This is a genomic window from Georgenia alba (assembly GCF_042665525.1).
Taxonomy (GTDB): domain Bacteria; phylum Actinomycetota; class Actinomycetes; order Actinomycetales; family Actinomycetaceae; genus Allobogoriella; species Allobogoriella alba.
Genome location: NZ_JBHTCQ010000001.1, coordinates 236623 through 258944, shown reverse-complemented (window position 1 = coordinate 258944; position 22322 = coordinate 236623). Strand labels below are relative to the sequence as shown.

General features: G+C 71.9%; 22 protein-coding genes. 10 read left to right on the top strand and 12 right to left on the bottom strand.

Going from position 1 to position 22322, the window contains the following annotated elements:
- Window positions 1-3 precede the first annotated feature (3 nt).
- From ACFQQL_RS01270 to ACFQQL_RS01260, 3 genes are all read right to left on the bottom strand, one after another.
- Window positions 4-2070 carry a 5'-nucleotidase C-terminal domain-containing protein gene (locus ACFQQL_RS01270; protein ID WP_382390451.1) on the bottom strand — a complete coding sequence of 689 codons (2067 nt, stop codon included), beginning with the start codon at window positions 2068-2070 and terminating at the stop codon, window positions 4-6.
- A gap of 133 nt (window positions 2071-2203) precedes the next feature.
- Window positions 2204-3865: an FAD-binding dehydrogenase gene (locus tag ACFQQL_RS01265; RefSeq protein ID WP_382390449.1), complete on the bottom strand. Its 1662-nt coding sequence runs from the start codon at window positions 3863-3865 to the stop codon at window positions 2204-2206.
- Window positions 3852-4256, bottom strand: a complete 405-nt coding sequence (locus ACFQQL_RS01260; protein WP_382390447.1) for a nitroreductase family deazaflavin-dependent oxidoreductase — start codon at window positions 4254-4256, stop codon at window positions 3852-3854. The genes ACFQQL_RS01265 and ACFQQL_RS01260 overlap by 14 nt, the downstream gene beginning before the upstream one ends.
- A 114-nt stretch (window positions 4257-4370) precedes the next feature.
- Here ACFQQL_RS01260 and ACFQQL_RS01255 point away from each other — a divergent pair, with 114 nt between their 5' ends.
- The 3 genes from ACFQQL_RS01255 to ACFQQL_RS01245 are packed head-to-tail and all read left to right on the top strand — an operon-like array spanning window position 4371 to window position 7905.
- A complete protein-coding gene (locus ACFQQL_RS01255) occupies window positions 4371-5537 on the top strand; it encodes a Gfo/Idh/MocA family protein (protein WP_382390445.1) in 1167 nt (388 codons plus the stop codon).
- Complete coding sequence (locus ACFQQL_RS01250; RefSeq protein ID WP_382390443.1) at window positions 5534-6652, top strand: Gfo/Idh/MocA family protein; 1119 nt, start codon at window positions 5534-5536, stop codon at window positions 6650-6652. Before ACFQQL_RS01255 ends, ACFQQL_RS01250 begins: the two co-directional genes overlap by 4 nt.
- 26 nt (window positions 6653-6678) lie before the next feature.
- On the top strand, window positions 6679-7905 hold the full coding sequence (locus ACFQQL_RS01245) for an MFS transporter (RefSeq protein ID WP_382390441.1): 1227 nt from the start codon (window positions 6679-6681) through the stop codon (window positions 7903-7905).
- A 43-nt stretch (window positions 7906-7948) separates the two neighbouring features.
- Here ACFQQL_RS01245 and ACFQQL_RS01240 read toward each other — a convergent pair whose 3' ends face one another.
- Both ACFQQL_RS01240 and ACFQQL_RS01235 read right to left on the bottom strand, forming a co-directional pair.
- Window positions 7949-10459 carry a family 78 glycoside hydrolase catalytic domain gene (locus ACFQQL_RS01240; protein ID WP_382390439.1) on the bottom strand — a complete coding sequence of 837 codons (2511 nt, stop codon included), beginning with the start codon at window positions 10457-10459 and terminating at the stop codon, window positions 7949-7951.
- A 4-nt stretch (window positions 10460-10463) separates the two neighbouring features.
- On the bottom strand, window positions 10464-11651 hold the full coding sequence (locus ACFQQL_RS01235; protein ID WP_382390437.1) for an ROK family protein: 1188 nt from the start codon (window positions 11649-11651) through the stop codon (window positions 10464-10466).
- Window positions 11652-11752: 101 nt separating this feature from the next.
- Between ACFQQL_RS01235 and ACFQQL_RS01230 the strand changes: the two genes are divergently transcribed.
- The 5 genes from ACFQQL_RS01230 to ACFQQL_RS01210 all read left to right on the top strand — a co-directional run bounded on the left by ACFQQL_RS01230 (window position 11753) and on the right by ACFQQL_RS01210 (window position 17648).
- Window positions 11753-13933: an alpha-galactosidase gene (locus tag ACFQQL_RS01230; protein ID WP_382390435.1), complete on the top strand. Its 2181-nt coding sequence runs from the start codon at window positions 11753-11755 to the stop codon at window positions 13931-13933.
- 25 nt (window positions 13934-13958) lie between these two features.
- A complete protein-coding gene (locus ACFQQL_RS01225) occupies window positions 13959-14879 on the top strand; it encodes a carbohydrate ABC transporter permease (RefSeq protein WP_382390433.1) in 921 nt (306 codons plus the stop codon).
- A gap of 13 nt (window positions 14880-14892) precedes the next feature.
- On the top strand, window positions 14893-15834 hold the full coding sequence (locus ACFQQL_RS01220; protein WP_382393745.1) for a carbohydrate ABC transporter permease: 942 nt from the start codon (window positions 14893-14895) through the stop codon (window positions 15832-15834).
- Between the two features lie 8 nt (window positions 15835-15842).
- A complete protein-coding gene (locus ACFQQL_RS01215; protein ID WP_382390431.1) occupies window positions 15843-17210 on the top strand; it encodes an ABC transporter substrate-binding protein in 1368 nt (455 codons plus the stop codon).
- A gap of 69 nt (window positions 17211-17279) precedes the next feature.
- The gene (locus ACFQQL_RS01210) at window positions 17280-17648 is read left to right on the top strand and encodes a DUF952 domain-containing protein (protein ID WP_382390429.1); all 369 of its coding nucleotides are present in this window, start codon (window positions 17280-17282) and stop codon (window positions 17646-17648) included.
- 86 nt (window positions 17649-17734) lie between these two features.
- On the opposite strand, the gene ACFQQL_RS01205 is transcribed toward ACFQQL_RS01210, so the two are convergent.
- The 4 genes from ACFQQL_RS01205 to ACFQQL_RS01190 are packed head-to-tail and all read right to left on the bottom strand — an operon-like array spanning window position 17735 to window position 19525.
- Window positions 17735-18235, bottom strand: a complete 501-nt coding sequence (locus ACFQQL_RS01205; RefSeq protein WP_382390427.1) for a type II toxin-antitoxin system VapC family toxin — start codon at window positions 18233-18235, stop codon at window positions 17735-17737.
- Window positions 18139-18390 (bottom strand): type II toxin-antitoxin system Phd/YefM family antitoxin, encoded by a 252-nt coding sequence (locus tag ACFQQL_RS01200; RefSeq protein WP_382390425.1) that lies wholly within the window; start codon window positions 18388-18390, stop codon window positions 18139-18141. Before ACFQQL_RS01200 ends, ACFQQL_RS01205 begins: the two co-directional genes overlap by 97 nt.
- 55 nt (window positions 18391-18445) lie before the next feature.
- Window positions 18446-18643, bottom strand: coding sequence for a nitroreductase family protein (locus tag ACFQQL_RS01195; RefSeq protein WP_382390423.1), 198 nt, complete (start codon window positions 18641-18643; stop codon window positions 18446-18448).
- A 51-nt stretch (window positions 18644-18694) separates the two neighbouring features.
- Window positions 18695-19525: an LLM class F420-dependent oxidoreductase gene (locus ACFQQL_RS01190; protein ID WP_382390421.1), complete on the bottom strand. Its 831-nt coding sequence runs from the start codon at window positions 19523-19525 to the stop codon at window positions 18695-18697.
- 120 nt (window positions 19526-19645) lie between these two features.
- Here ACFQQL_RS01190 and ACFQQL_RS01185 point away from each other — a divergent pair, with 120 nt between their 5' ends.
- Both ACFQQL_RS01185 and ACFQQL_RS01180 read left to right on the top strand, forming a co-directional pair.
- Complete coding sequence (locus tag ACFQQL_RS01185; RefSeq protein ID WP_382390419.1) at window positions 19646-20521, top strand: aldo/keto reductase; 876 nt, start codon at window positions 19646-19648, stop codon at window positions 20519-20521.
- 35 nt (window positions 20522-20556) lie between these two features.
- Complete coding sequence (locus tag ACFQQL_RS01180) at window positions 20557-21192, top strand: CYTH domain-containing protein (protein WP_382390417.1); 636 nt, start codon at window positions 20557-20559, stop codon at window positions 21190-21192.
- Between the two features lie 4 nt (window positions 21193-21196).
- Here the strand turns inward: ACFQQL_RS01180 and ACFQQL_RS01175 are convergent, their stop codons facing one another.
- From ACFQQL_RS01175 to ACFQQL_RS01165, 3 genes are read right to left on the bottom strand one after another with little or no spacing between them, the layout of a single operon-like run.
- The gene (locus ACFQQL_RS01175; RefSeq protein WP_382390415.1) at window positions 21197-22018 is read right to left on the bottom strand and encodes a DUF4097 family beta strand repeat-containing protein; all 822 of its coding nucleotides are present in this window, start codon (window positions 22016-22018) and stop codon (window positions 21197-21199) included.
- On the bottom strand, window positions 22018-22164 hold the full coding sequence (locus tag ACFQQL_RS01170) for a hypothetical protein (RefSeq protein WP_382390413.1): 147 nt from the start codon (window positions 22162-22164) through the stop codon (window positions 22018-22020). Before ACFQQL_RS01170 ends, ACFQQL_RS01175 begins: the two co-directional genes overlap by 1 nt.
- A complete protein-coding gene (locus tag ACFQQL_RS01165) occupies window positions 22164-22304 on the bottom strand; it encodes a hypothetical protein (RefSeq protein ID WP_382390411.1) in 141 nt (46 codons plus the stop codon). Before ACFQQL_RS01165 ends, ACFQQL_RS01170 begins: the two co-directional genes overlap by 1 nt.
- Between the last annotated feature and the right edge of the window lie 18 nt (window positions 22305-22322).

Here is a 22322-nt window from a genome sequence, read left to right as displayed (position 1 = left end):
CCCTCAGCGGCCCGCGCGCCGCTTGACGGCCAGCATCAGCGCGCCGACGGCGAGCAACGCGAGGGCGGCGATCCCCAGCGCGCCGCCGACGGAGCCCGTACCGGTCTCGGGCAGGGCGCTGAGCGGCGGGTCCGTGGCGTCGTCCGTGGGTCCCGCGGCGGCTTCGTCGGTCGGGTCCGCCGTCGGGCCGCCGGTGGGCTCCGCCGTCGGATCGTCCGTGGTCGGCTCCTCGGTGGCGCCGTCGGTCGGCTCCTCGGTCGGATCGTCGGTCGGCTCCTCGGCGAGGGGCTCCGTCGTGAGCGCCCAGTTCTCGACGAAGAAGTCCGCCGGGTCGATGACGCCGCGGCCGGACGCCCAGTCGACCAGGAGCTGGCGGATCTCCAGCAGCTCGTCGTAGACCACCGGGGCGTCGGCCACGTGCGGGAACGCCCCGCCGCCGGACTGCCGGTAGTTGTTGATCGCCATGACGAACACGTCGTCGTCGGCCACCTCGCCGCCGTCCGGGTGGGACAGCGCGACGATGCGCTCCCCGACCGGCCGGGAGACGTCGATGACGTACTCCAGCCCCGAGATCGCGTCGTAGTTGTAGTCGGGCACGCCTTCCGGGCGGTCGTCGTACACGGCGTTGGTGCCGGACTCGGGATCGAACTCGGCCCCGACGTCGGTCTGGACGAAGTACCGCGCCGAGTACTCGAGGTAGTCACGCAGCTGGGCGCCGGTGATCTCCACGCCACGGAGGGTGTTCTCGTAGATGTACAGCCCGGCGATGTCCCGGATCGTGACGTCGCCCTCCGGGAAGACGGCCGTCCGGGAGAACGGGGACGCCTGGGAGATGACCGGGACGCCCTCGTGCTCAGTGCCGACCAGTGCCTGCTCGACCGTCGTCTGCTGCACGTGGTTGATGAAGTCGATGATCGGCGTGTCCTCGTAGCGGGAGGTCTCCGCACGCAGCTCCGTGACCGACTCCGCGACGGGCGTGTTGACGTACTCGACCGTGGTGTCGTGCTCGTCCGCGAGCTCCTCCAGCACGGCCGGGTCGTCCGCCGAACCGCTGCCGTAGTGGTTGACCACCGCGGGCGGCGCCTGTGCCCAGTCGACGTCGAAGCCGCCGTCTCCGTCGGCCACCAGGCTCAGCGTGGTCTCGGTGACGCTGCCCGCCCAGTAGCTCGGCTGGGTGATGAGCACCTGCTCACCCTCGACGTTCTCCACCACCGTCTCCGGCATGTCCTGGTGGCTGTGCCCGGCGACGAGCACGTCGATGCCAGGCACCATGCGGGCGATGTTCCCGGCGACGTCCTCGTTGAGGTCAGCCGGGTCGTAGGCGGAGTCGGCGACGGTGCCCTGGCCGGTGTGCGCGACGACCACGACGACGTCGGCCTGCTCCTGGACCTCGGGCACCCACTGCCGGGCGGCGGTCACCATGTCCTGGAACTCCAGCACGCCCTCGACGTGCTGACGGTCCCAGATCCGCACCCCGGGCGTGACCAGGCCCAGCACGCCGACGGTGACCTCCTCGCCGTTGATCTCGCGGTCGATGAGCGTGTAGGGCTCGTGGTACGGCTCGCCGGTGGCGACGTCCACGACGTTCGCCGCCAGCAGCGGCATCTGCAGGTCCTGCTCGTACGTCTCGAGCATCTCGAGGCCGTAGTTGTACTCGTGGTTCCCGACCGCCTGGGCGTCGTATCCGATGAGGTTGAACGCCTGAGCCATCGGGTGGGTCGTCGTCCCGTCGAGGACGCCCTGCGCGCCGTCGCCCATGCCGTAGTAGTAGGTCAGTGGCGTGCCCTGGATCGCGTCGCCGTTGTCGACCACGACCACGGACTCCTCGCCCTCCCGCTCGCGGACCTCGTTCACCACGGTCGAGACCCGCGCCAGCCCGAGGGCTTCGTCTCCCTCGTACTCCGCGCCGGCGAAGTAGTCCCAGTTGTAGACGTGACCGTGCGTGTCCGTGGTGGCCAGCAGCGTCAGCTCCACCGGGTCTGCCGGTGGTGCGGTGGCCGCCGTCGCGGACGGGGCGAGCGCGGCGGTGAGACCGGCAGCGAGCAGGGCGGAGAGCAGGCGACGGCGCATGGTTCCCTCGGGTCAACGGGCACGGACGATGACGCGCACTGTAGAAGAGGTGTGTGTCAGAGCTGTGACAGGTCCGGAAACGTTCGGGGTCGGCTCAGGTGGCGCGGACAACGCGCTGCTGCACGTGGGGCCCTCAGCGCGCGGCGCCGCGTCCCGCCCGGAGGCCCGAGAAAAGGCACCCGCCGAGGAACGTGCCCTCCAGCGAGGCATACCCGTGCATGCCGCCGCCGCCGAACCCGGCGACCTCCCCGGCGGCGAAGAGCCCGGGCAACGGCGCGCCGTCGGGGCGCAGCACGCGGCCGGCGAGGTCCGTCTCGAGGCCGCCGAGCGTCTTGCGGGTGAGCACGCGCAGCCGGACGGCGATGAGCGGCCCGGCGGCCGGGTCGAGGAGCCGGTGCGGCGGTGCGACGCGGATGAGCTTGTCGCCGAGGTAGCTGCGGGCCCCACGCAGAGCCGTGACCTGCGGGTCCTTGGAGAACGGGTTCGCCATCTCCCGGTCGCGCGCCACCACCTCGTGCTCCACCTGGCCCGGGTCGAGCGGTGCGTCGGGGGCGAGGGCGTTCATGCCGGCCACGAGCTCGGCGAGGTTGTCGGCCACCACGAAGTCCGCGCCGCGGTCCAGGAACGTTTGCACCGGCCCGGGTGCGCCTGCCCTGAGCCGCTCACCGAGGAGCCGGACGTCCCGCCCGGTCAGGTCCGGGTTCTGCTCCGAGCCGGACAGCGCGAACTCCTTCTCCACGATGGCCCGGGTGAGCACGAACCAGGAATGACTCTGGTGGCTCACCCGCTCCGTGCGCAGGTGTCGCAGCGTGCCGAGGGTGTCGAAGCCGGGGTAGTTCGGGGCGGGGAGGCGCCGTCCGGCGGCATCGAGCCAGAGCGACGACGGTCCCGGCAGGATCCGGATGCCGTGGCCCGGCCACACGGGGGAGTGGTTCGCGATGCCCTCGGTGTAGTGCCACATCCGGTCCCGGTTGATCAGGCTCGCGCCGGCCGCCTCGGCGACGCCCAGCATCGAGCCGTCCACGTACGCCGGGACGCCGGTGAGCATCTCCTCCGGCGGGTTGCCCAGCCGCTCCGGCCAGTACTGGCGGACCAGCTCGTGGCTTCCGCCGATGCCGCCGGAGGCGACGACGACGGCACCTGCCCGCAGCGCGAAGTCGCCGATGACGTCGCGTGCGGACGCGACGCCGCGGGCCGTCCCCGAGGGCGCGAGGACCGAGCCGGCGACGCCGTCGACGGCACCGTCCGTCGTCGTGAGGCGTTCGACGCGGTGGCGCATCGCGAGCCGGACGCGTCCGTCCTCGACCGCGGCGCGCACCCGCCGGACGAACGGCTCCAGCAGCCCCGGGCCGGTGCCCCAGACGATGTGGAACCGCGGCACCGAGTTCCCCGGCCCGGTGGCGCCGTGCCCGCCCCGCTCGGCCCAGCCGACCACGGGGAAGAACCGCACGCCGAGCGAGTGCAGCCAGGCGCGCTTCTCCCCGGCGGCCCACTCGACGTACGCCTCCGCCCAGCGGCGCGGCTGTGCGTCCTCGCGCTCGCGGTCGAAGGCCGCCGTGCCCTGCCAGTCCTGCCAGGCGAGGTCCACCGAGTCGCGGACTCCGAGGCGCCGCTGCTCGGGCGAGTCGACGAGGAAGAGCCCGCCGAAGGACCACCATGCCTGCCCGCCGAGGTTCGCCAGATCCTCCTGGTCGACGACGATGACCCGCTTCCCGGCATCGGCCAGCTCGGCGGTGGCGACGAGCCCGGCCAACCCGTGCCCGACGACGATGACGTCGGCGTCATGTGCGGTCATGCGGTGATCCTGCCAGGCGCAGCAGCCGGAACTCGTGACGGCGGAGCAGCCGAAGCATCACCTGGGCCGGCCGCGGGAACGCGGCCCGTCCGGCCGCCGTCGGGTAGTCCTCGACGGCGACGACCGGGTACACGTTCGCGCCGCGGATCACCTCGCACCGGCCGGCCGCCACGATGTTGCGGTACCAGCTCACCTCCGGGCCGTAGGTGAGCTCGGCGACGAACCCCTCCGGCACCCGGGCGAGGATGAGCGGCGTCTCGTACGTCCTCCCGGACCTCCGCCCGACGTGCCGGACAAGCCAGAACGGCCCGCGTCCGGACCGGGCCGCACGCGTCGTCGCGCGGTTGAGGGTGTTCTTCAGGAGCCAGAGGTACCGCTGCTTCACGCCCACTCGGTCACCTTCGCAGCGTGGGCCCGCCCTGACCAGGGCCCGACGCGCGGGTGGCCGGCAACGCCGCGGCTGTCGATAGGGTCGACCTCGGGAAGACCAGAGAGCAGGAGGACCATGATCAGGGTCGCCATCGTCGGCACCGGCAACATCTCCCCGTCCCACGTCCGCTCCTACCAGGCCTTCGCCGACCGCTGCGAGGTGGTCGCGCTGTGCGACATCGTCCCGGAGAAGGCCGAGGCGGTCCGGCGCGAGTTCGGCCTCGACGGCGCGGCGGTGTACGCCTCGCACGGCGAGATGCTCGCCGCCGGCGGCCTCGACCTGGTGAGCATCTGCACCCCGCCCGGCACGCACGAGCAGATCAGCGTGGACTGCCTGGAGGCAGGGGTGAACGTGCTGTGCGAGAAGCCCATGGCGCCCTCGCTCGCCGGGTGCGACGCGATCCTGCGCGCCGAAGAGGCGTCCGGGAAGCTGTTCTCCTCCGTGGCGCAGAACCGCTACCGCGACGACGTCGCGCGGCTCAAGTCCGCCGTCGACTCGGGTCTCGCCGGGCCGGTCTCGCACGTGCAGGTCGACTCCGCCTGGTGGCGCGGGCTGCCCTACTACGACCTGTGGTGGCGCGGCACCTGGGAGCAGGAAGGCGGCGGCTGCACGCTGAACCATGCGGTGCACCACATCGACCTGCTGCTGTGGCTGCTGGGCGCCCCGGAGTCCGTGACTGCCGTGCTGACCAACGCCGCGCACGAGAACGCCGAGGTCGAGGACCTCTCGGTGGCGGTCCTGTCCTACGACCGCGCCTTGGCGACGATGACCAGCTCCGCGGTCCACCACGGTGAGAACCAGCAGATGGTCGTGCAGGGCAGGGAAGCGAGCATCAGTCTGGCCGGCGACGTGGTGGCCGAGGTCTCGCAGCCCAACGGCTTCCCGGCACCGGACGGCAACCGCGAGCTCGTCGAACGATTGACGGCGCTCGCGCAGGGGGTCGAGCCGCTCGCGCACACCGGGCACCAGGGACAGGTCGACGACGTCCTGACCGCGCTGGAGACCGGACGCCGCCCCGCCATCGACGGCCACGACGGACGCCGCACCATCGAGCTGATCACGGCCATCTACCAGGCCGGCATCGAGCGCCGGGCCGTGGACCTGCCGCTGTCCGCCGACTCTCCCTACTACCAGGCGGGCACGCTCACCGAGCGGGCGCCGCGGTTCTTCGCCAAGTCCGCCTCCGTCACCGACCAGGCAGGCTCCATCAGCGTCTCCGGCGCCACGGAAGGGAACTCATGACCGAGCAGGCGGCATCCGCGACGGCGTCGGGGGACGGCGGCACCTACGCACCGGCGCCGATCCCCGACCCGGTGGTGGGCGAGGGCGAGTTCGTCTTCGCCGCGATCGGTCTGGACCACGGGCACATCTACGGCATGTGCCAGGGGCTGATCGGCGCCGGCGCCACGCTGAGGTGGGTCCACGACCCGGACCCGGCCAAGGTCGAGGCCTTCGTCCAGCGGTTCCCCGGCGTGCGTGCCGCACGGTCCGAGGCAGAGGTCTTCGAGGACCCGGACGTCCGGCTCGTCGCGGGCGCGGCCGTCACCTCGGAGCGCTGCGCCCTGGGGATCCGGGCGATGGAGGCCGGCAAGGACTACTTCACCGACAAGGCGCCGCTGACCACCCTGGAGCAGCTCGCCGACGCCCGGGATGCGGTGGCCCGGACCGGCCGCAAGTACGCCGTGTACTACTCCGAGCGCGTCCACGTCGAGACGGCCGTGTTCGCCGGCCAGCTCATCGAGCAGGGCGCCATCGGGAAGGTCGTGCAGGTGGTCGGGTTCGGCCCGCACCGCCTGAACGCCCCCAGCCGGCCGGAGTGGTTCTTCCAGAAGGAGAAGTACGGCGGGATCCTCTGCGACATCGGCAGCCACAACGTCGACCAGATCCTGCACTACACCGGCGCCACCGACGCCACGGTCTCCTTGAGCCAGATCGCGAACTACGCCAACCCCGAGCACCCCGAGCTCGACGACTTCGGCGACGCGAACCTGGTGACCAACACCGGCGCCACCGGGTACTTCCGGTGCGACTGGTTCACCCCGGACGGGCTGCAGACCTGGGGCGACGGCCGCATGTTCATCCTCGGCACCGAAGGGTTCATCGAGCAGCGCAAGTACATGAACATCGGCACCCAGGACGGTCCCGGACACCTCTTCCTGGCCAACGGCGAGCAGGAGACGCACTTCGAGGTCGCCGGCAAGGTCGGCTACCCCTACTTCGGCCAGCTCGTGCTCGACTGCCTGGAGCGCACCGAGAACGCGATGACCCAGGATCACGCGTTCAAGGCCATCGAGATCGCCATCACCGCGCAGAACGAGGCCCGCGACCTCACACCCGGCGGCCGCGGGACGACCTGAAGCCGACGACCCCATAGCCTCGGTCCATGAGCGACGGCGAGGTCCTGCGGATCCCCGCCTTCGCCCGCTACTGGAGCGGCGACGCCGCGGCCATGTTCGGGTCGACCATCACGGTGGTCGCCGTCGACGTTCTCGTGGTGAACGTCTTCGAGGCGTCCGAGTCGCAGGCCGGCGTGGTCCGCGCGGTGCAGTTCCTGCCGTACCTCCTGGTCGGGCTCCTCGCCGGTGCGCTGGTGGACCGGTGGCGGCGCAAGGGCGTCCTCGCCGCGACCTACGCGCTGCGCGGAGCGCTCCTCCTGGCCGTGCCGATCCTCTGGCTCACCGGCCACCTCACGCTGTGGGTGCTCGCGGTGGTGCTCTTCGTCGTCGGGGTGAACGCGGTGTTCGGGGCGGCGGCGAACCAGTCGTTCCTGCCCTCGATCGTCCCGCGCCGCTCGCTGGTGGCCGCGAACGCGCGGATCGGGCAGAGCGGCACGGTCGCGACGACCACCGGCCCGGCGATCGGTGGTGGCCTGGTGAGCTGGATCGGCGCGCCGTTCACCATCCTGGTCGACGCCGTCACCTCGCTCGTCGCGGCGGCCTGCGTGGCGTCGATCGACGTCGAGGAGGAACGTCCGCACCGGTCCGGCCGGCCGCACCTGCTTCGCGAGATCGGTGCGGGCCTGAGGTTCACGTACCGCCACCCCACCCTGGGACCGCTCGCCGTCTCGACCCACGTGTGGTTCGTCGGCAACAGCATGGCGGTGACCGTCTTCGCGCTCCTCGCGCTGCGGGACCTCGGGTTCTCCGGCCTCGCCTACGGCACGGTGCTCGCGGTCGCCGGGGTCGGCGGATTCGTCGGAGCGCTGCTGGCGACACGCGTCGGGAGATTCCTCGGCGAGGGCAACACGATGCTGCTGGGCCGGGTCCTGACCCCGGTGGCCTGGTCGTTGGTCGCCGTGGTGCCCGACGCCGGCGTGTCGGCCGTCGTGCTGGCCGGGCTCGCGCAGGCCTGCTACGGCTTCTCGCTCGGCGTCGAGGAGCCGAGCGAGATGGGTTACTGGCAGGCCGCCACCCCGGGACACATGCTCGGACGGGTGAATGCGACGAGGCGCTCGGCGAACCGCACCATGGCGGTGGTCGGCTCGCTGGCCGGTGGTGTGCTGGCCGGTGCGGTGGGCTATCGGGAGACCCTGTGGATCGCCGTCGGGGTCTTCGTGGCGGCGGTCGCGGTGATCGCGTTCTCGCCGTTGCGCGGTGCGCGCGCCGACTGACGCCGGTCGCCACGAGGTGCCGGTCCGCCAAGAGCGTGAGGTCTCACGGCCGGGAGAGGGTGTGGCGGCCGGGAGCGAGGCTGCGGGTCAGGCCGGGGAGGTCGACGACGGCCTCGGTCCCGACGGGTACGTCGACGTCGATCCGCAGGGACCCGTCCTCGTGACGCCAGTGCACGGCCAGCCGCCCCTGTGGCGTCGTCACGTGACCGGACGCCCACGCCAGATGGTCGGTGACGGCCGGTGCCACGCGAGCGCGCCGCCACCCGGGCGACAGCGGCTCCAGCCCGACGACGCCGGAGTACAGCCAGTCCTCGACCGTCCCCATGAAGTAGTGGTTGCGCGAACGTGACTCCGGCCGCCAGTGCTCCCACATCGTCGTCGCGCCCTGCGCCACCCAGAAGCCCCAGGACGGGAAGGTGGTGCGGGTGGCCACCGTCCACGCGACGTCGGCATGGCCGAACCGGGTAAGCACCGGGAGCAGGTGCTTGGTGCCCAGCGCGCCGGTGCTCAGGTGGTGGTCGCGCTCGCGCACGTCCGCCGCCAGCCGGTCCGCCACGCGCCGGCGCTCGGACGCGGGCAGCAGGTCGAACGCGAGCGCGAGAACCGCGGGGGTCTGCCGGTAGCCCAGCCCTTCGTCCGCCGTCGAGCGGACGGCGGCCGTGTCGGCGTCGTAGAACTCCGTGACGAACGCCGAGCGGAACCGGGACGCGGCCGCCTCCCACTCGGCATCGTCGTCGCCGAGGACCCGGGCGATCCGGGCGGCCACCTCGCACATGCGGGCCACCATCGCGGTCGCGGCGATCCGCGTGTCCTCCGGCCCGTTGCCGCCACGGACCGATGTCTCGGGGCTGAGGTAGTCGGTCAGCGTGGAGTCGGCGACCTCGTCGGGCCACCGCGCCACCTCGAACCGGAGGTAGTCGCGCGCGTCCGGCCACACCTCCTCCAGCACCCGCCGGTCGCCCCGCTGGCGATAGACCTCCCACGGCACCAGCAGCAGCGCCGCGTGCCACACCGGCGCGGGTGACCAGTCCAGGGTCCACCCGCCGCACGGCGCGATGACCGCGGGCGCGCCCTCGCCGTGGCGGGACGCGGCGATGTCGCCTGCCCACTTCGCGAGCAGCTCGTGCACGTCGAGGTTCAGCAGCATCATCTCGGCGCCGAGCAGCCCGTCCCCGGTCCACCCGTTCTTCTCGTACATCGGGGTGTCGGTCGGCAGGTGGTGCAGGTTGTTCTCGAGGGTCGCCACCGCGTTCTCGTGCAGCCGGTTCAGCAGCGGGTCCGCGCACGCGAACGCACCGGTGCGCGGCGCCAGGGTCCGGGCCACCCGCGCGGTCACCCGCGGCAGGGCCGCCGCCCGGACCTCCACGTGCTGGAAGCCGTGGTAGCCGAAGCGCCGCTCCCACCGCAGCGGCCCGCCGGCACCCGTCACCCGGTCCGTCTGGAACCGGCCGTCGAGGAAACCCTGGTGGTCCTCGTTGTCGACGGACCCGTCCGCCCGGAGCTTCTCGCCGAACCGCAGCTCGATCGTCCGGCCGGGGGCGACCTCATCGGCCTCGACGGCTGCCCAGCCGGCCACCACGCGCGGGAAGGACAGCGTCCAGGCGCCGGGTCCGAGCGCGTGCACCCGTTCCGGCGCGAGCTCCTCGACCACGCCCACCGGCTGCTGGCGCTGGTGCACCAGCCGGCCCCGAGGCCCACGGACCTGCCGCGCCGGCGACCACCCGGAGTCGTCGAAACCCGGGAGCGACCAGCCGTCCGCAGCAGCCCGGGCGTCGTGGTCCTCCCCGGCGTAGAGGTCGTCCCACCGGGTCGGCCCGCCGGTGGCGCGCCACGACGGGCCGGAGACGACGGCGTGCCGACGCCCGGCGGCGTCGCGGACCAGCAGGAGCAGTCGCAGGCACGGCTCGTCGTGCCACGCGGCGCGCTCCCACTCCCACGTGTTCCGGCCCAGCATCCCGAAGAACTCCCGCCCCAGCTCGGCCCCGATCGAGTGGCGGCCCCGTGCCAGCAGGTGGGTGACGTCCTCGACGGTGTACTGGACGGTCACGTCGTAGTCGGTGAACCCGGGGCTCAGGTGCTGCGCCCCGGCCGGGCGCCCGTCGACCTCGACGCGCGCGTAGCCGCCCGCGGCCACGACGAGGAGCGCCTCGGCGGGCTCGACGTCCAGGTCGAACTCGTGCCTCAGCAGCGGCGCCGGTCGCCCGCCGGGTCCGCCGACCCACTCCGCACCGCGCCAGTCGCCGTCGAGGACGCCGGTGACGAAGACGCTCGCGCCGCTCGCGGCGCCGTCCGTCGTCATCACGACGACGGACCATCGGTACCGGGTCAGTCCCTCCAGCGGCGGGCCGGCATACGCGATCTCCGCGCACCTGTCGTCGGGCACCTCGCCGCTGTCCCACACCTCGCCGCCCGGACCGGCGACCACGACGCGCCAGGACCGCTGCCGCACCCCCGGCTCGTCCGTGCGGACGTGCCAGCCGAACCGGGGCACGACGTCCACCCCGCACGGCTCGGTCGCGTGCTCGACCGTCAGGTGCTCGAGCCGGACCGCCACCCGCTCACTCTCCCGCGACGAACGCCTGCACCGCCACCACCGCGGCCGCGCGGGCCCACTCCTCGAAACCGACGCCGCGGATCTCCAGGGTGACCGGGTGCGCCTCGTCGTGGCGCACGTCCCGGATCCCGGCGTCGACGGCGTCCCGGGCGATCTGCGCCAGCCCGACGGTCTCGCCGCCGAGCACGACCGTCGAGGAGAGGGAGAAGGACGCGGCCGTGCCGATCAGCCGTCCGAGGGCTCGGGCCGCGTCCCGCACCGCGCGGCCGGGCACCTCCTCGCCGGCGGCAGCCCGCCGCAGTATCTCCTCGATCCCGACCCATCGCCCTGTCGCCGTCGCGACGGCGGCGCAGATCGCGTCCGAGCTGAGGACGGCTCCGGCGCATCCGCTGTGCCCGGCCGCGCAGCGTGGCCCGCCCGGCGCGACCATCGTGTGGCCGACGAGACCGATCCCGGCGTCCTCGCTCGTCACGAGCCGACCGTGCGCGACGAGCCCGTACCCGACGCCGGCGCCGACGGTGACCACGGTGAAGGTGTCGGTGTGCCGTCCGGCACCGAACCATCGCTCGGCCTCCGTCAGTGCCGTCACGTCGTTCTCCACCACCACCGGCAGCCCGGTGGCCTTCGCCAGGTGCTCGGCCAGGGGGATGTCCTGCCACTGCAGGAACGTCGCGTGCGTGACGACGGACCCGTCACGGACCTGCCCGCCGACGCTGATGCCCAGCCCTGCGACGTCCTCGACCTCGCGGCGTGCTCGGGCCACGAGATCATGCACCAGTCCGACGACGGTGGCGACGTCGTGGTCCGGCAGCGGCTCCGAGTAGCGCGAGACCACTCGTGCTCGCATCGTCGTCAGAGCGGCGTGTACGCGGTCCCCGGTGACCTTCACGCCGAGGAAGTGGTGGGCGTTCTCGACGACGTCGAGCGGCTGCTTGGGCCGGCCCAGGCCGTTCGGTGACGGTGCCGCGGCCCCCTCGACGAGCAGGCCGGAGGACAGGAGCGGCTTGGTGAGCCGCGAGAGGCTCGCGTGCGAGAGGTTCACCCGGCGGGCCAGCTCCGACCGGGACAGCGGGCCGTGCAGCAGCACCTCCAGCGCGACCGCCTGGCTCGATCCTTCGAGCGGCATCCACGGGGACGAGCGTCCGGCCACCGTGCCCGCCTTTCTTTTCGTGGCGAACGAATAATCCCTCATGATGCCCCCTGCTGCCGCGATGCATGCGTATCTCAGACCATAGTTGACGCCTAGATGATGTTGCGGCAACACTAAGCGCGCCGCCAACGAAGGAGGACTTGGTGCCCCAGGCATCCACGCCCGACGCGACGCCGACCCGCGACACCGACCACCTGCACCTGCGTGGTGGCGGGACGTCGCTGCTTCTCGACTGCGCCGGCGACCGCCTGCCACGCGTCCTGCACTGGGGTGCGGACCTCGGCGAGCTCACCGACGAGGACGTCGACCAGCTCCGGCTGGCGCTCCGGCAGCCGCCCCGCGCCGCCGGGACCGACGGCGAGGTGCCGCTCGCGCTGCTCGCCGAGCAGTCCTCGGGATGGATGGGCACCCCCGGCCTGACCGGCCACCGCGGCGGCAACGACTTCTCCACCCTCTTCACCGTCGACGGCATCCGCCGCGAGACCCCCGCGGAGCCCGCAGTGGCCGAGCAGGTCACCGTCGCCGCGTCCGACGCCGACGCGGCCCTGGACCTGGAGCTGGTCCTCGAGCTGCTCGTCTCGGGGCTCGTGCGGCTCCGCGCCTCGGTCACCAACACCGGCGACAGCGTCTTCGACCTGCACGGCCTCGAGGTCAACCTGCCGGTGCCGACGGAGGCGGACGAGCTGCTCGACCTCACCGGACGGTGGGGCCGCGAGCGGGCCCAGCAGCGGTCCGCCTTCACCCACGGCACCCACCTGAGGGAGAACCGCAAGGGCCGGGCCCTGGACGCGGCGCTCGTCATGGCGGCCGGCCGGGCCGAATTCTCCTGGCGGCAGGGCGAGGTGCGCGCCGCGCACGTCGGCTGGTCGGGCAACACCCGGGTCTACGCCGAGCGGCTCAGCCACGGGACCGGTCTGCTCGCCGGCGGCGAGCTGCTCCTCGCCGGCGAGGTCGCACTCCACGGTGGCCAGACGTACACCGGACCGTGGGTCTACTTCACGCACGGCGAGGGCCTCGACGAGGCGGCGGGCCGGTTCCACGGGTACCTCCGGGCCCGGCCGCAGCATCCGCCGTCGCCGCGGCCGGTGCAGCTCAACGTCTGGGAGGCCGTCTACTTCGACCACGACCTGTCCCGGCTGCAGCGCCTCGCCGACGTGGCCGCGTCACTCGGCGTCGAACGGTACGTCCTGGACGACGGCTGGTTCGGCTCCCGCCGCGACGACACCTCGGGCCTCGGTGACTGGGTGGTCTCGCCCGACGCGTGGCCGGACGGCCTCGCCCCGCTCATCGACCACGTGCACGGCCTCGGCATGCAGTTCGGGCTGTGGTTCGAGCCGGAGATGGTCAACCCGGACTCCGACCTCGCCCGCGCGCACCCGGAGTGGATCCTGGCCGCGCGGCCTGACCGCTGGCCCGTCGAGCAGCGGCGGCAGCAGGTCCTCAACCTCACCATCCCCGAGGCGTACGCCCACGTGCGGGACCAGATGCTCGCGATCCTGCGCGAGTACCGCATCGACTACATCAAGTGGGACTACAACCGCGACCTCATCGAGCCGGCCACGCAGGGCACCGGCCGGCCCGCGGTGCACGAGCAGACGCTGGCGACCTACCGGCTCATGGACGAGCTCATCGCCGCCCAGCCGGGCCTGGAGATCGAGTCGTGCTCCTCCGGCGGCGGCCGCATCGACCTCGGCGTGATGGCCCGGTGCGTGCGGGTCTGGGCCTCGGACATGACCGACCCGCTCGAGCGGCAGCTCATCGAGCAGGGCACATCACTGCTGCTGCCCCCGGAGATGGTCGGCTCGCACGTGGCCTCACCGGTCTCGCACCAGACCCGGCGCACGACGGGCCTCGACCTGCGGGCCTCGACCTCGTTCTTCTCGCACATGGGGATCGAGTGGGACATCACGACGGCGAGCCCGGAGGACCTGGACCGGCTGCGCGGCTGGATCGAGCTGCACAAGGCTCACCGCGAGCTGCTGCACACCGGCACGGTCGTGCACGCCGACCACCCGGACGACGCGCTCTGGGTGCACGGCGTCGTCGGGACGGACGGCGCCGAGGCGATCTTCGCCGTCGCCGCGCTGCGCACCTCGCCGCTGACGGTCCCCGGGCCGGTCCGCCTCCCGGGGCTGGACCCCGACCGCCGGTACGTCGTCGCACCGCTCCTGCCCGACGGCGATGCGCGAGCCCGCCGCGGCGGCAGTGTCGCGTGGTGGGAGAGCGGCGTCACGCTCCCCGGCCGCGCCCTCGGAACGACGGGCCTGCAGATCCCCCACCTCAACCCCGAGCACCAGGTGCTGCTGCACGTGCGCGCCGCGTGACAGCCTGACCGACAAGGAGAGGTCGATGGCAACGATGCCGGCGACACGGCCGCCCGCCGCCGAGCGGGCGCGGAAGAAACCCCGGGACGACACCCGCACGGCGCTGCTCTTCGTGGCCGCCGCCGGCATCGGGCTGATCGTCTTCTACGTCGTGCCCCTGGTGCGGGGCGTCTGGCTGAGCTTCCAGGAGTGGGACGTCCTCTCCGACCCGGTCTTCGTCGGGTTGGAGAACTACCGGCGCATGTTCGCCGACCCGGTGTTCTGGAACGCCATCAAGGTCACGCTGCAGTACGTGGTGGTGAACATCGGCATCCAGACCGTCGTGGCGCTCGGCGTCGCGGTCCTGCTGCAGCGACTCACCCGGTCCGTCTTCTGGCGGTCGGTCGTGCTGACGCCGTACCTCATCTCCAACGTCGTCGCCGGCATCCTCTTCCTCTGGATCCTGGACTTCCAGCTCGGCATCGGCACCACGATCCTGGAGTGGCTGGGCCTGGGCCGGATCCCGTTCCTCACCTCGGAGTCGTGGGGGATCATCACGATCGCGCTCATCAACGTGTGGCGCCACATGGGCTACACGGCCCTGCTGCTCTTCGCCGGGCTGCAGACCATCCCCGGCCACCTGTACGAGGCCGCCCGGATCGACGGTGCGTCCGAGTGGCGGATGTTCCGGTCCATCACGATGCCGCTGCTGCGCCCGATCCTCGGGATGGTGCTCATCGTGTCGATCATCGGCTCGTTCCAGGTGTTCGACACCGTGTCGGTGACCACGAACGGCGGGCCCGTCGACGCCACCCGCGTACTGCAGCTGTACATCTATGACAACGCGTTCGCGCAGTTCAACTTCGGCTACGCCTCGGCGCTGAGCGTGGCCCTCCTGGTCATCCTGCTGGTGGTCACCGTGATCCAGTACCGGGTCACGCGCGCCGGCCAATCGGATCTGAGGTGACGACATGGCGATGATGCAGGCGACCCGGCCCGAGGACCTGAGCGGCAAGGTCACCCCCGACGCCGCACCGCGCCCCAAGAAGCGACCGACCCCTGGCCGGGTCGTCGCATGGGCGGCGCTGATCCTGTTCACGGTCATCACGCTCTTCCCGTTCGTGTGGATGCTGCGGACGGCCTTCTCCTCCAACGACGCGCTCTACACCGACCCCACGTCCTTCCTGCCGGTCGGGTTCTCCTGGGGCGGGTTCGAGCGCGTCTTCGGCCTGCAGTCCACCGAGGAGGCCATCGCGCAGGGCGGGTCCGGGGCGCAGCTGAACTTCTGGCTCTACCTGCGCAACTCGGTGATCGTGGCGACCGGCATCACGGTCTGCCAGGTGCTGTTCTCCGGGATGGCGGCCTACGCCTTCTCCCGGTTGCACTGGAGGGGCCGGAACCTGGTCTTCTCGATCTTCCTGCTCTCCCTGATGGTGCCGGCGATCTTCACGTTCCTGCCGAACTTCCTCCTCATCAAGGAGCTCGGGCTCATCGACACCCTGCTCGGCATCATGCTGCCGACGATGTTCATGACGCCGTTCGCGATCTTCTTCCTGCGCCAGTTCTTCATGACGGTGCCGGTGGAGATCGAGGAGGCGGCCTACCTGGACGGCGTCAGCAAGGCCCGGGCCTTCTTCACGGTCATCCTGCCGATGAACACCGGCCCGATCGCCACCATCTCGATCCTCACGTACATCAACGCGTGGAACGACTACATGTGGCCGCTGATGGTCTCCTACACCGACTCCTCCCGGGTGCTCAACGTGGCGCTCGGGACCTTCCGGGCGCAGGCGCCGCAGACCGGTCCGGACTGGGTCGGCCTCATGGCGGCCACCATCGTCGCGGCACTGCCGATGCTGCTGCTGTTCAGCGTCTTCGCGCGACGGATCGTCGCGTCCATCGCCTTCACCGGGATCAAGTGAGGTCAGCCGTGAGTGCCGTACGCATCAACGACGCGCGCAAGAAGATCGCCGCGGTGACCGGGCTCGCGGCCGCCGCCACCACCTTGGCCGCCTGCTCGACCGTGGGAGCCTCCGGCGCCACCGACGGCGTGGTCGACTACTGGCTCTGGGACGCCAACCAGCTCCCTGCCTACCAGGCCTGCGCGGACGCCTACCAGGAGGAGACCGGCAACGAGGTCCGGATCAGCCAGTACAACTTCGACGACTACTGGAACAAGCTCACCGCGGCGCTGGTCGCGGGCGCCGGGCCGGACGTCTTCACCGACCACGTGGGGCGGTACCCGGAGTACGTCACCCGCGGGGCGCTGCTCGACCTCAACACGCTCGAGGCGACGGCGTCGATCGACCACGACGAGTTCCACCCGGGCCTGGCCGAGATGTGGGAGGGGCCCGACGGCGGCTGGTACGGGGTGCCGAAGGACTTCGACACCGTGGCGCTGTTCTACGACCGCAACCAGCTCGAAGAGGCGGGCCTGACCGACGAGGACATGCAGAACCTCACCTGGAACCCACAGGACGGCGGCACCTACGAGGACGTCATCGCTCGCCTGACCGTGGACGAGAACGGGGTGCGCGGTGACGAGGAGGGTTTCGACCCGGAGAACGTGGCCACCTACGGCATCGGTACCGGTGGCAGCGGCAGCTACGTCGGCCAGACCGAGTGGTCTCAGTACGCCTTCTCCACCGGCTGGCACCACACCGACGAGACCCTGTGGGCCACCGAGTACCAGTTCGACGAGCCGGAGGTCCAGGACACGCTCGCCTGGTACTTCGGGCTGGCCGAGAAGGGGTACATGCCGCCGTACGACGTCGTCGGCACCAACAGCGACGTGGTCGGGCAGGTGGGCAGTGGCATGGCCGCGATGGTGCCCAACGGCTCGTGGCTGATCACGTCCTTCGCGGCGCTCGAGGGCGTCGACCTGGGCATCGCGCCGCTGCCCTCCGGTCCCGTCGGGCACCCGGTGTCCATGTACAACGGCCTCGGTGACTCGATCAACGCCGAGACCGACAACCCGGAGCTCGCAGCCGAGTGGGTGGCGTTCCTCGGGTCGGACACCTGCCAGGAGATCGTCGGCTCTTACGCCGTCGTGTTCCCGGCGCGTCCCGCCGGCACCGAGGCGGCGATCGAGGCGTTCGGTGAGCAGGGCATCGACGTCACGCCGTTCACGGATCTCGTCGACGCCGGCCACACGGCGCTGTACCCGCTGGCGGACCACGCCTCGACGGTCGACGCCACGATGTTGCCGGTCATGGACGGCATCTACATCGGGCAGCGGGACGTGGAGACGCTGACCGAGGTCAACGAGCAGCTCAACGCCCTCTACGAGAACGACTGAGCCGACGCCCGGGTCCGGCGGGCTGGGTAGGGCCAGACCCGGGCTGGCCGGCCCGCTACCGTCTCGCCCATGGCGATGTGGCACCTTGCGGAGAAGGCTGACTGGGAGGCCGCGCGGGCCACGGGACGCTACGAGCGTTCGACGCGGGGAGCTTCCGTCGTCGACGTCGGGTTTGTGCACTGCTCGTATCCCGAGCAACTGGGTGACGTGGTCGCCGCCGTCTATGCCGACGTCGTTGACGACTTCGTCGTCCTGGAGCTCGACCGGGAGGCGCTCGAGACTGGTGGCACGCCGGTGCGGGACGAACCCGGAGACCCGAGCGATCCGTCGTCGCCCCTGTACCCGCACGTGTACGGTCCGATTCCTGTCTCGGCAGTGGCTCAGGTGCTGCCTGCGCACGTCGATCGCGGTCGTTTGACGGTCGGCGAGCCGATCTGAGCTTGGCCCGGTGCGACCGGGAGTCCGGTCGACGCGGTCGACGGACGCTCGCCAGGCGCGTGCCTGCCTGTCGACGCCTGCTGCGTTCAGGCGGGTCGGACGCCGGGAAGGTCGTCGAACTTGGCGCTGAAGTCGCGTGTGACGACGAGCCGCTGCGTCTCGGCGGCGTGCGCGGCGATCTGGAGATCGTTCTGCCCACGTTTCTTTCCCGTGGCGAGCGTGTGGGCGGCGAGTGTGGCGTAGTGCTCCGCGGTGGTCTCCGTGAAGTCGAGGACGGTGACTGCGAGGAGGAGCGCGTCGAGGACCCGTTCCCGGCGGCGCCGTTGCTCGGGCGTGCGCGCGCGTTCGACGCCCGTCCGGTACTCGGCCAGCACGATCGCGGGCACGGCGACGTCGTCGTCAGGACCCGAGACGTCGGTCGGCGTGAGGAGGCGGCGTTCGAGGTCGACCAGGACGTTGGTGTCGAGCAGCAGCCGTCGTGGCGCGGGTGTCAGCCCTGCCGCGGGTCGGTGACCTCGCTGTCGAGGTGCTCGCGCGCGCTCTCGATGTCGTCGGCGAACGTCGCGTCGTGCTCGAGGCCCTCCCACGCGGCGACGAGCGTGGACCAGCGCTTCCGACGCGGGGGGTTGAGCGTCATCACCACACGGCCGTGGTGGGTGACCTCGTAGGACTCGCCGTTCTCGACCTCGTGGCGGATGCGGGAGAACTCGCGGGTGACGTCGCGAGCGCTGATGGACTTCATGGTGCCCCCAAATGTCACGCTGCATGACAAACGTAGCGGGTGGGGTGCGCGCTCGTCATGGGGTGCGTCCTCGAGGCCCGCCTTGTCGGCTGGCGTGGTCGCCGCCCAGTAGGCGCTCCATCGTCTCAGGGGTGTCGAGCACGAGGAGCGACCACCCCTGCGAGACCCCGGCGCTGGGTGCGCGGACCGCGTTGCGTAGCATGCGCTCCACCTGCTCCGACGCCACTGGCTCGTCAGTGTCGGCGCGGACCATCTGGCGGCGTCGGACGACGTCCTGGAACTCCGTCGGCTCTCCTCCGTCGCGTCAGAGCGAGAGCGCGTCGGCGAGCGCCCGTAGCGTCGGCCGCGGGTCGGTGCCCTGCGGCAGCACCTGGATGCACACGTGGTCTGCGCCGGCGTCCAGGTGGGCGGTCAGGCTGGCCGCGACCGTCTCGGCGTCGCCGTGCGCGACCAGGGCGTCGATGAGCCGGTCGCTGCCCTCGCCGGCCATGTCCTCCTCGGTGTAGCCCAGGCGCAGCAGGTTGGCGCGGTAGTTCCGCAGCTTCAGATACGGGTTCGCCACGGTCGGGCGCGCGGCGGCGCGGGCCGCGGCGGCGTCGGTGTCCAGCACGATCTTGTGCTCGGGCGCCAGCAGGGCGTCCGGGCCGAGGACCTCCCGGGCCTGCCGCGTGTGCGCGGCGCTCACCAGGTACGGGTGCGCGCCGGCGGTCCGCTCGGCCGCGAGTGCCAACGCTCTCGGCCCGAGGGCGGCGAGGACGCAGCGGTCCAGCGGCACCTGCGCCGCGTCGAGACGATCGAGGTAGTCGACCATGGTCGCGTACGGGCTGCGGTACTCCGCGGTCGCCTCGGGGTGCCCGATGCCGACGCCGAGCAGGAACCGGCCCGGGTGCTCGCGCTCGATGCGGTGATAGGCGGCGGCCGCGTCCTGCGGCGACGTCTGCCACATGTTGACGATCCCCGTCGCGACCGTGATGCGCTCGGTGGCCTCCAGCAGGGTGTCCACCACGCTCAGGTCGCCCGGCGAGACGCCGAGCCAGATGGCGCCGTAGCCCAGCCGCTCGACCTCCTGCGCGAGCTCGGGCGTCAGCGCCCGGTGCGGTGCCCAGACTCCGTATCGACCCAGTTCAACCGTCATGCCGGCGGCAACCGCCGCGGCGTGCATCGCTATTCCCTGCCGTCCCGCCTGGTAGACACCCGTGTTGTGCCAGGCCTGCGGGAGGACAGGATGGCGATCGACTGCGACGAGAGGAACGCCATGAGCACGACGTCCCCCGCCGGACCCAACCCGGCGATCGCCCTGAACGACGACGTGACGATCCCGCAGCTGGGCTTCGGCGTCTTCCAGGTGCCGCCGGAGGAGACCGAGCGCGTGGTCGCCGAGGCCCTGCGCGCCGGTTACCGCAGCATCGACACCGCGACCCGGTACGGGAACGAGGAGGGCGTCGGCGCCGCGGTCGCAGCCTCCGGGCTGGCGCGCGAGGAGATCTTCGTGACCACGAAGCTCGCCAACCCGGACCAGGGCTACGAGACCACGCTCGCCGCCTTCGACGCCTCCATGGGCCGGCTCGGGCTGGACGTGCTCGACCTGTACCTCATGCACTGGCCGTGCCCCGCCCGCGGCGAGACGGTCAACACCTGGCGCGCCTTCGAGGAGCTCTTCCGCGCCGGACGGATCCGTTCGATCGGCGTCTCGAACTTCCTGCCGCACCACTTCGAGCAGCTCTTCGACGCCACCGAGGTGGTGCCCTCGATCAACCAGATCGAGCTGCACCCGTACTTCCAGCAGCCGGAGCTGCGGGTGTACCACGCCGAGCGCGGCATCGTCACCGAGGCGTACAGCCCGATCGCCCAGGGCGACTGCCTCGACGACCCGGTCATCACCGGCATCGCCGACCGGCTCGGCGCCACGCCGGCCCAGGTGGTCCTGCGGTGGCACCTGCAGCTCGGGACCGTCGTCATCCCGAAGTCGGTGACGCCCGCGCGCATCGCGGCGAACCTCGGAGCGCTGGGGATCACGCTGTCCGAGGACGACATGACCGCGATCGAGGCGCTCGACCGTGGCGAGGACGGACGCCGCGGCTTCCACCCGGACCGCTTCAACGGCTTCCCGGAGGACTTCGCCACCACCTGACCTGGCCGCGGGCACGACGGCGGTACGGTCGGGCCATGAGCGACACCGGCTACGGAGACTTCGAGTTCGAGCGGAAGTTCTTCGTCCGCTCGCTGCCCGACGTCGTGCTGAGCGAGCCGGACCCGGTGCTCATCGTCCAGAGCTACTACCTGGCCGCCGAGGGCTACGCGCTACGGGTCCGGCTGCAGGCGGAGGGCACCGCGCCGGCCACGGTTCGCGGCGACGACGTCGAGTCGCTGCTCGAGGGCGTCGACTTCACGTTCTGCGCGCTGACCGTCAAGGGACCCGAGGTCAGCGGCACCCGCTACGAGGCGGAGCGCGAGCTCGACGTCTCGGTGGGCCGGCAGATGGTGCGGCTCGGGGGAGAGCGGATGGTCAAGCACCGCTACTCCGTCTGGCTCGGCACCGACGGGTGGGTGGTGGACGAGTTCCTCGGCGAGAACGCCCCGCTCATCGTCGCCGAGTGCGAGCGGGGCGGCCCCGTCACGGACCTGGTGATCCCCGACTTCTGCGTCACCGAGGTCACCACGGACCCGCGGTTCACCAACGACGCGCTCGCGGTGCGGCCGTACGCAGGGTGGGGCCGAGAGTACGAGCAGGAGCTCGCCGTGCAGGGGCCGCGGTTCCTGCAGGAGTTCGGCCGCAACGAGCTGGGCTCGTCGCCGCACTGACCGGCTAGGCCGTCCGCAGGACGGTGACGTTGCCGCTGACGGTGCGGGCGCGGACGGTGATCGACCCCTCGCCCGGCCCGGGCTCGGCGGCGGGCTCGAGGGCGGAGCTGACGCTTCCCGAGACGCTCGAGCAGTCCAGGAGGGCGGCGGTGCCCTCGACGACGCGGACGACGACGTCGCCCGAGGCGGTCACGGCGTCCAGGTGGCCCCCGCTCCCGCGGCGCACGTGCACGTCCCCGGACGCGGTCTTGACGGTGGCGCGTCCGCGCAGCTCCTTGATGAGGATGTCGCCCGACGCCGTGACGGCCTCGAGCTCGTCGGCCTCCGCGGCGACGACGTCCCCGGAGCCGGTCCGGACCCGAACGAGTCCGGCGGCCGGACCCAGGTCGAGGTCACCGCTGCCGGTGGTCACGTGAGCGGTGCCGAGTGATGCCACGGTGATGTCACCCGACCCGGACGTGATCTCCAGGTCGTCGGTGCGGGCGACGTCCAGATCTCCGGAGCCCGACCGCCCCGCGACCTGGGCGAGCGGCCCGGTGGTCGTGACATCGCCGGAGCCGGTGGTCACCTCCAGTGCGGAGCGCTCCGGCACCCGGACGGCGAGGTGCAGGCGGGAGCGGCCGCCGAAGAGGCGGCGGCCCCCGGACGGCACCTCGAGGCGCAGGACGTCCCCGGTGAGGTCGACCCGGACCGCGGCCTCGTCGTCGTGCGGGCCGCCGACGTCGACCTCGATGGTCTCGACGTCGGCGGCCGTCACGGCGAGGTCGCTCGAGCGGATCGTCGCGTGGATCCGTACCGGTCCGCGGGCGGGGAACTCGTACCGCATCAGATCGTGTCGGACGCGGCACGCCGGCGGACGGGTGCGAACGGGGTGGTCCGGCTCGTCCGCGCGGTGCGCCGGCGGTGCACGGCCTCGGCCTCGCGGATGAGGTCCCGGGTGCGGAGCTCGTGGAGCTCCAGCCACTGGTCCATCAGCGGCTCCTCCTCTCGGTCAGATCGTGGGTGCGCCGGCGGAGGAACCGCCGCGCGCGGGAGGTACGGCGCTCGTCCATGAGCAGGGCGTCGAGCGACGTCCCCATGGCACGTGCCGCAAAGGCGTCGAGATCGCTCACGGCGGTGTCCCTTCTCTC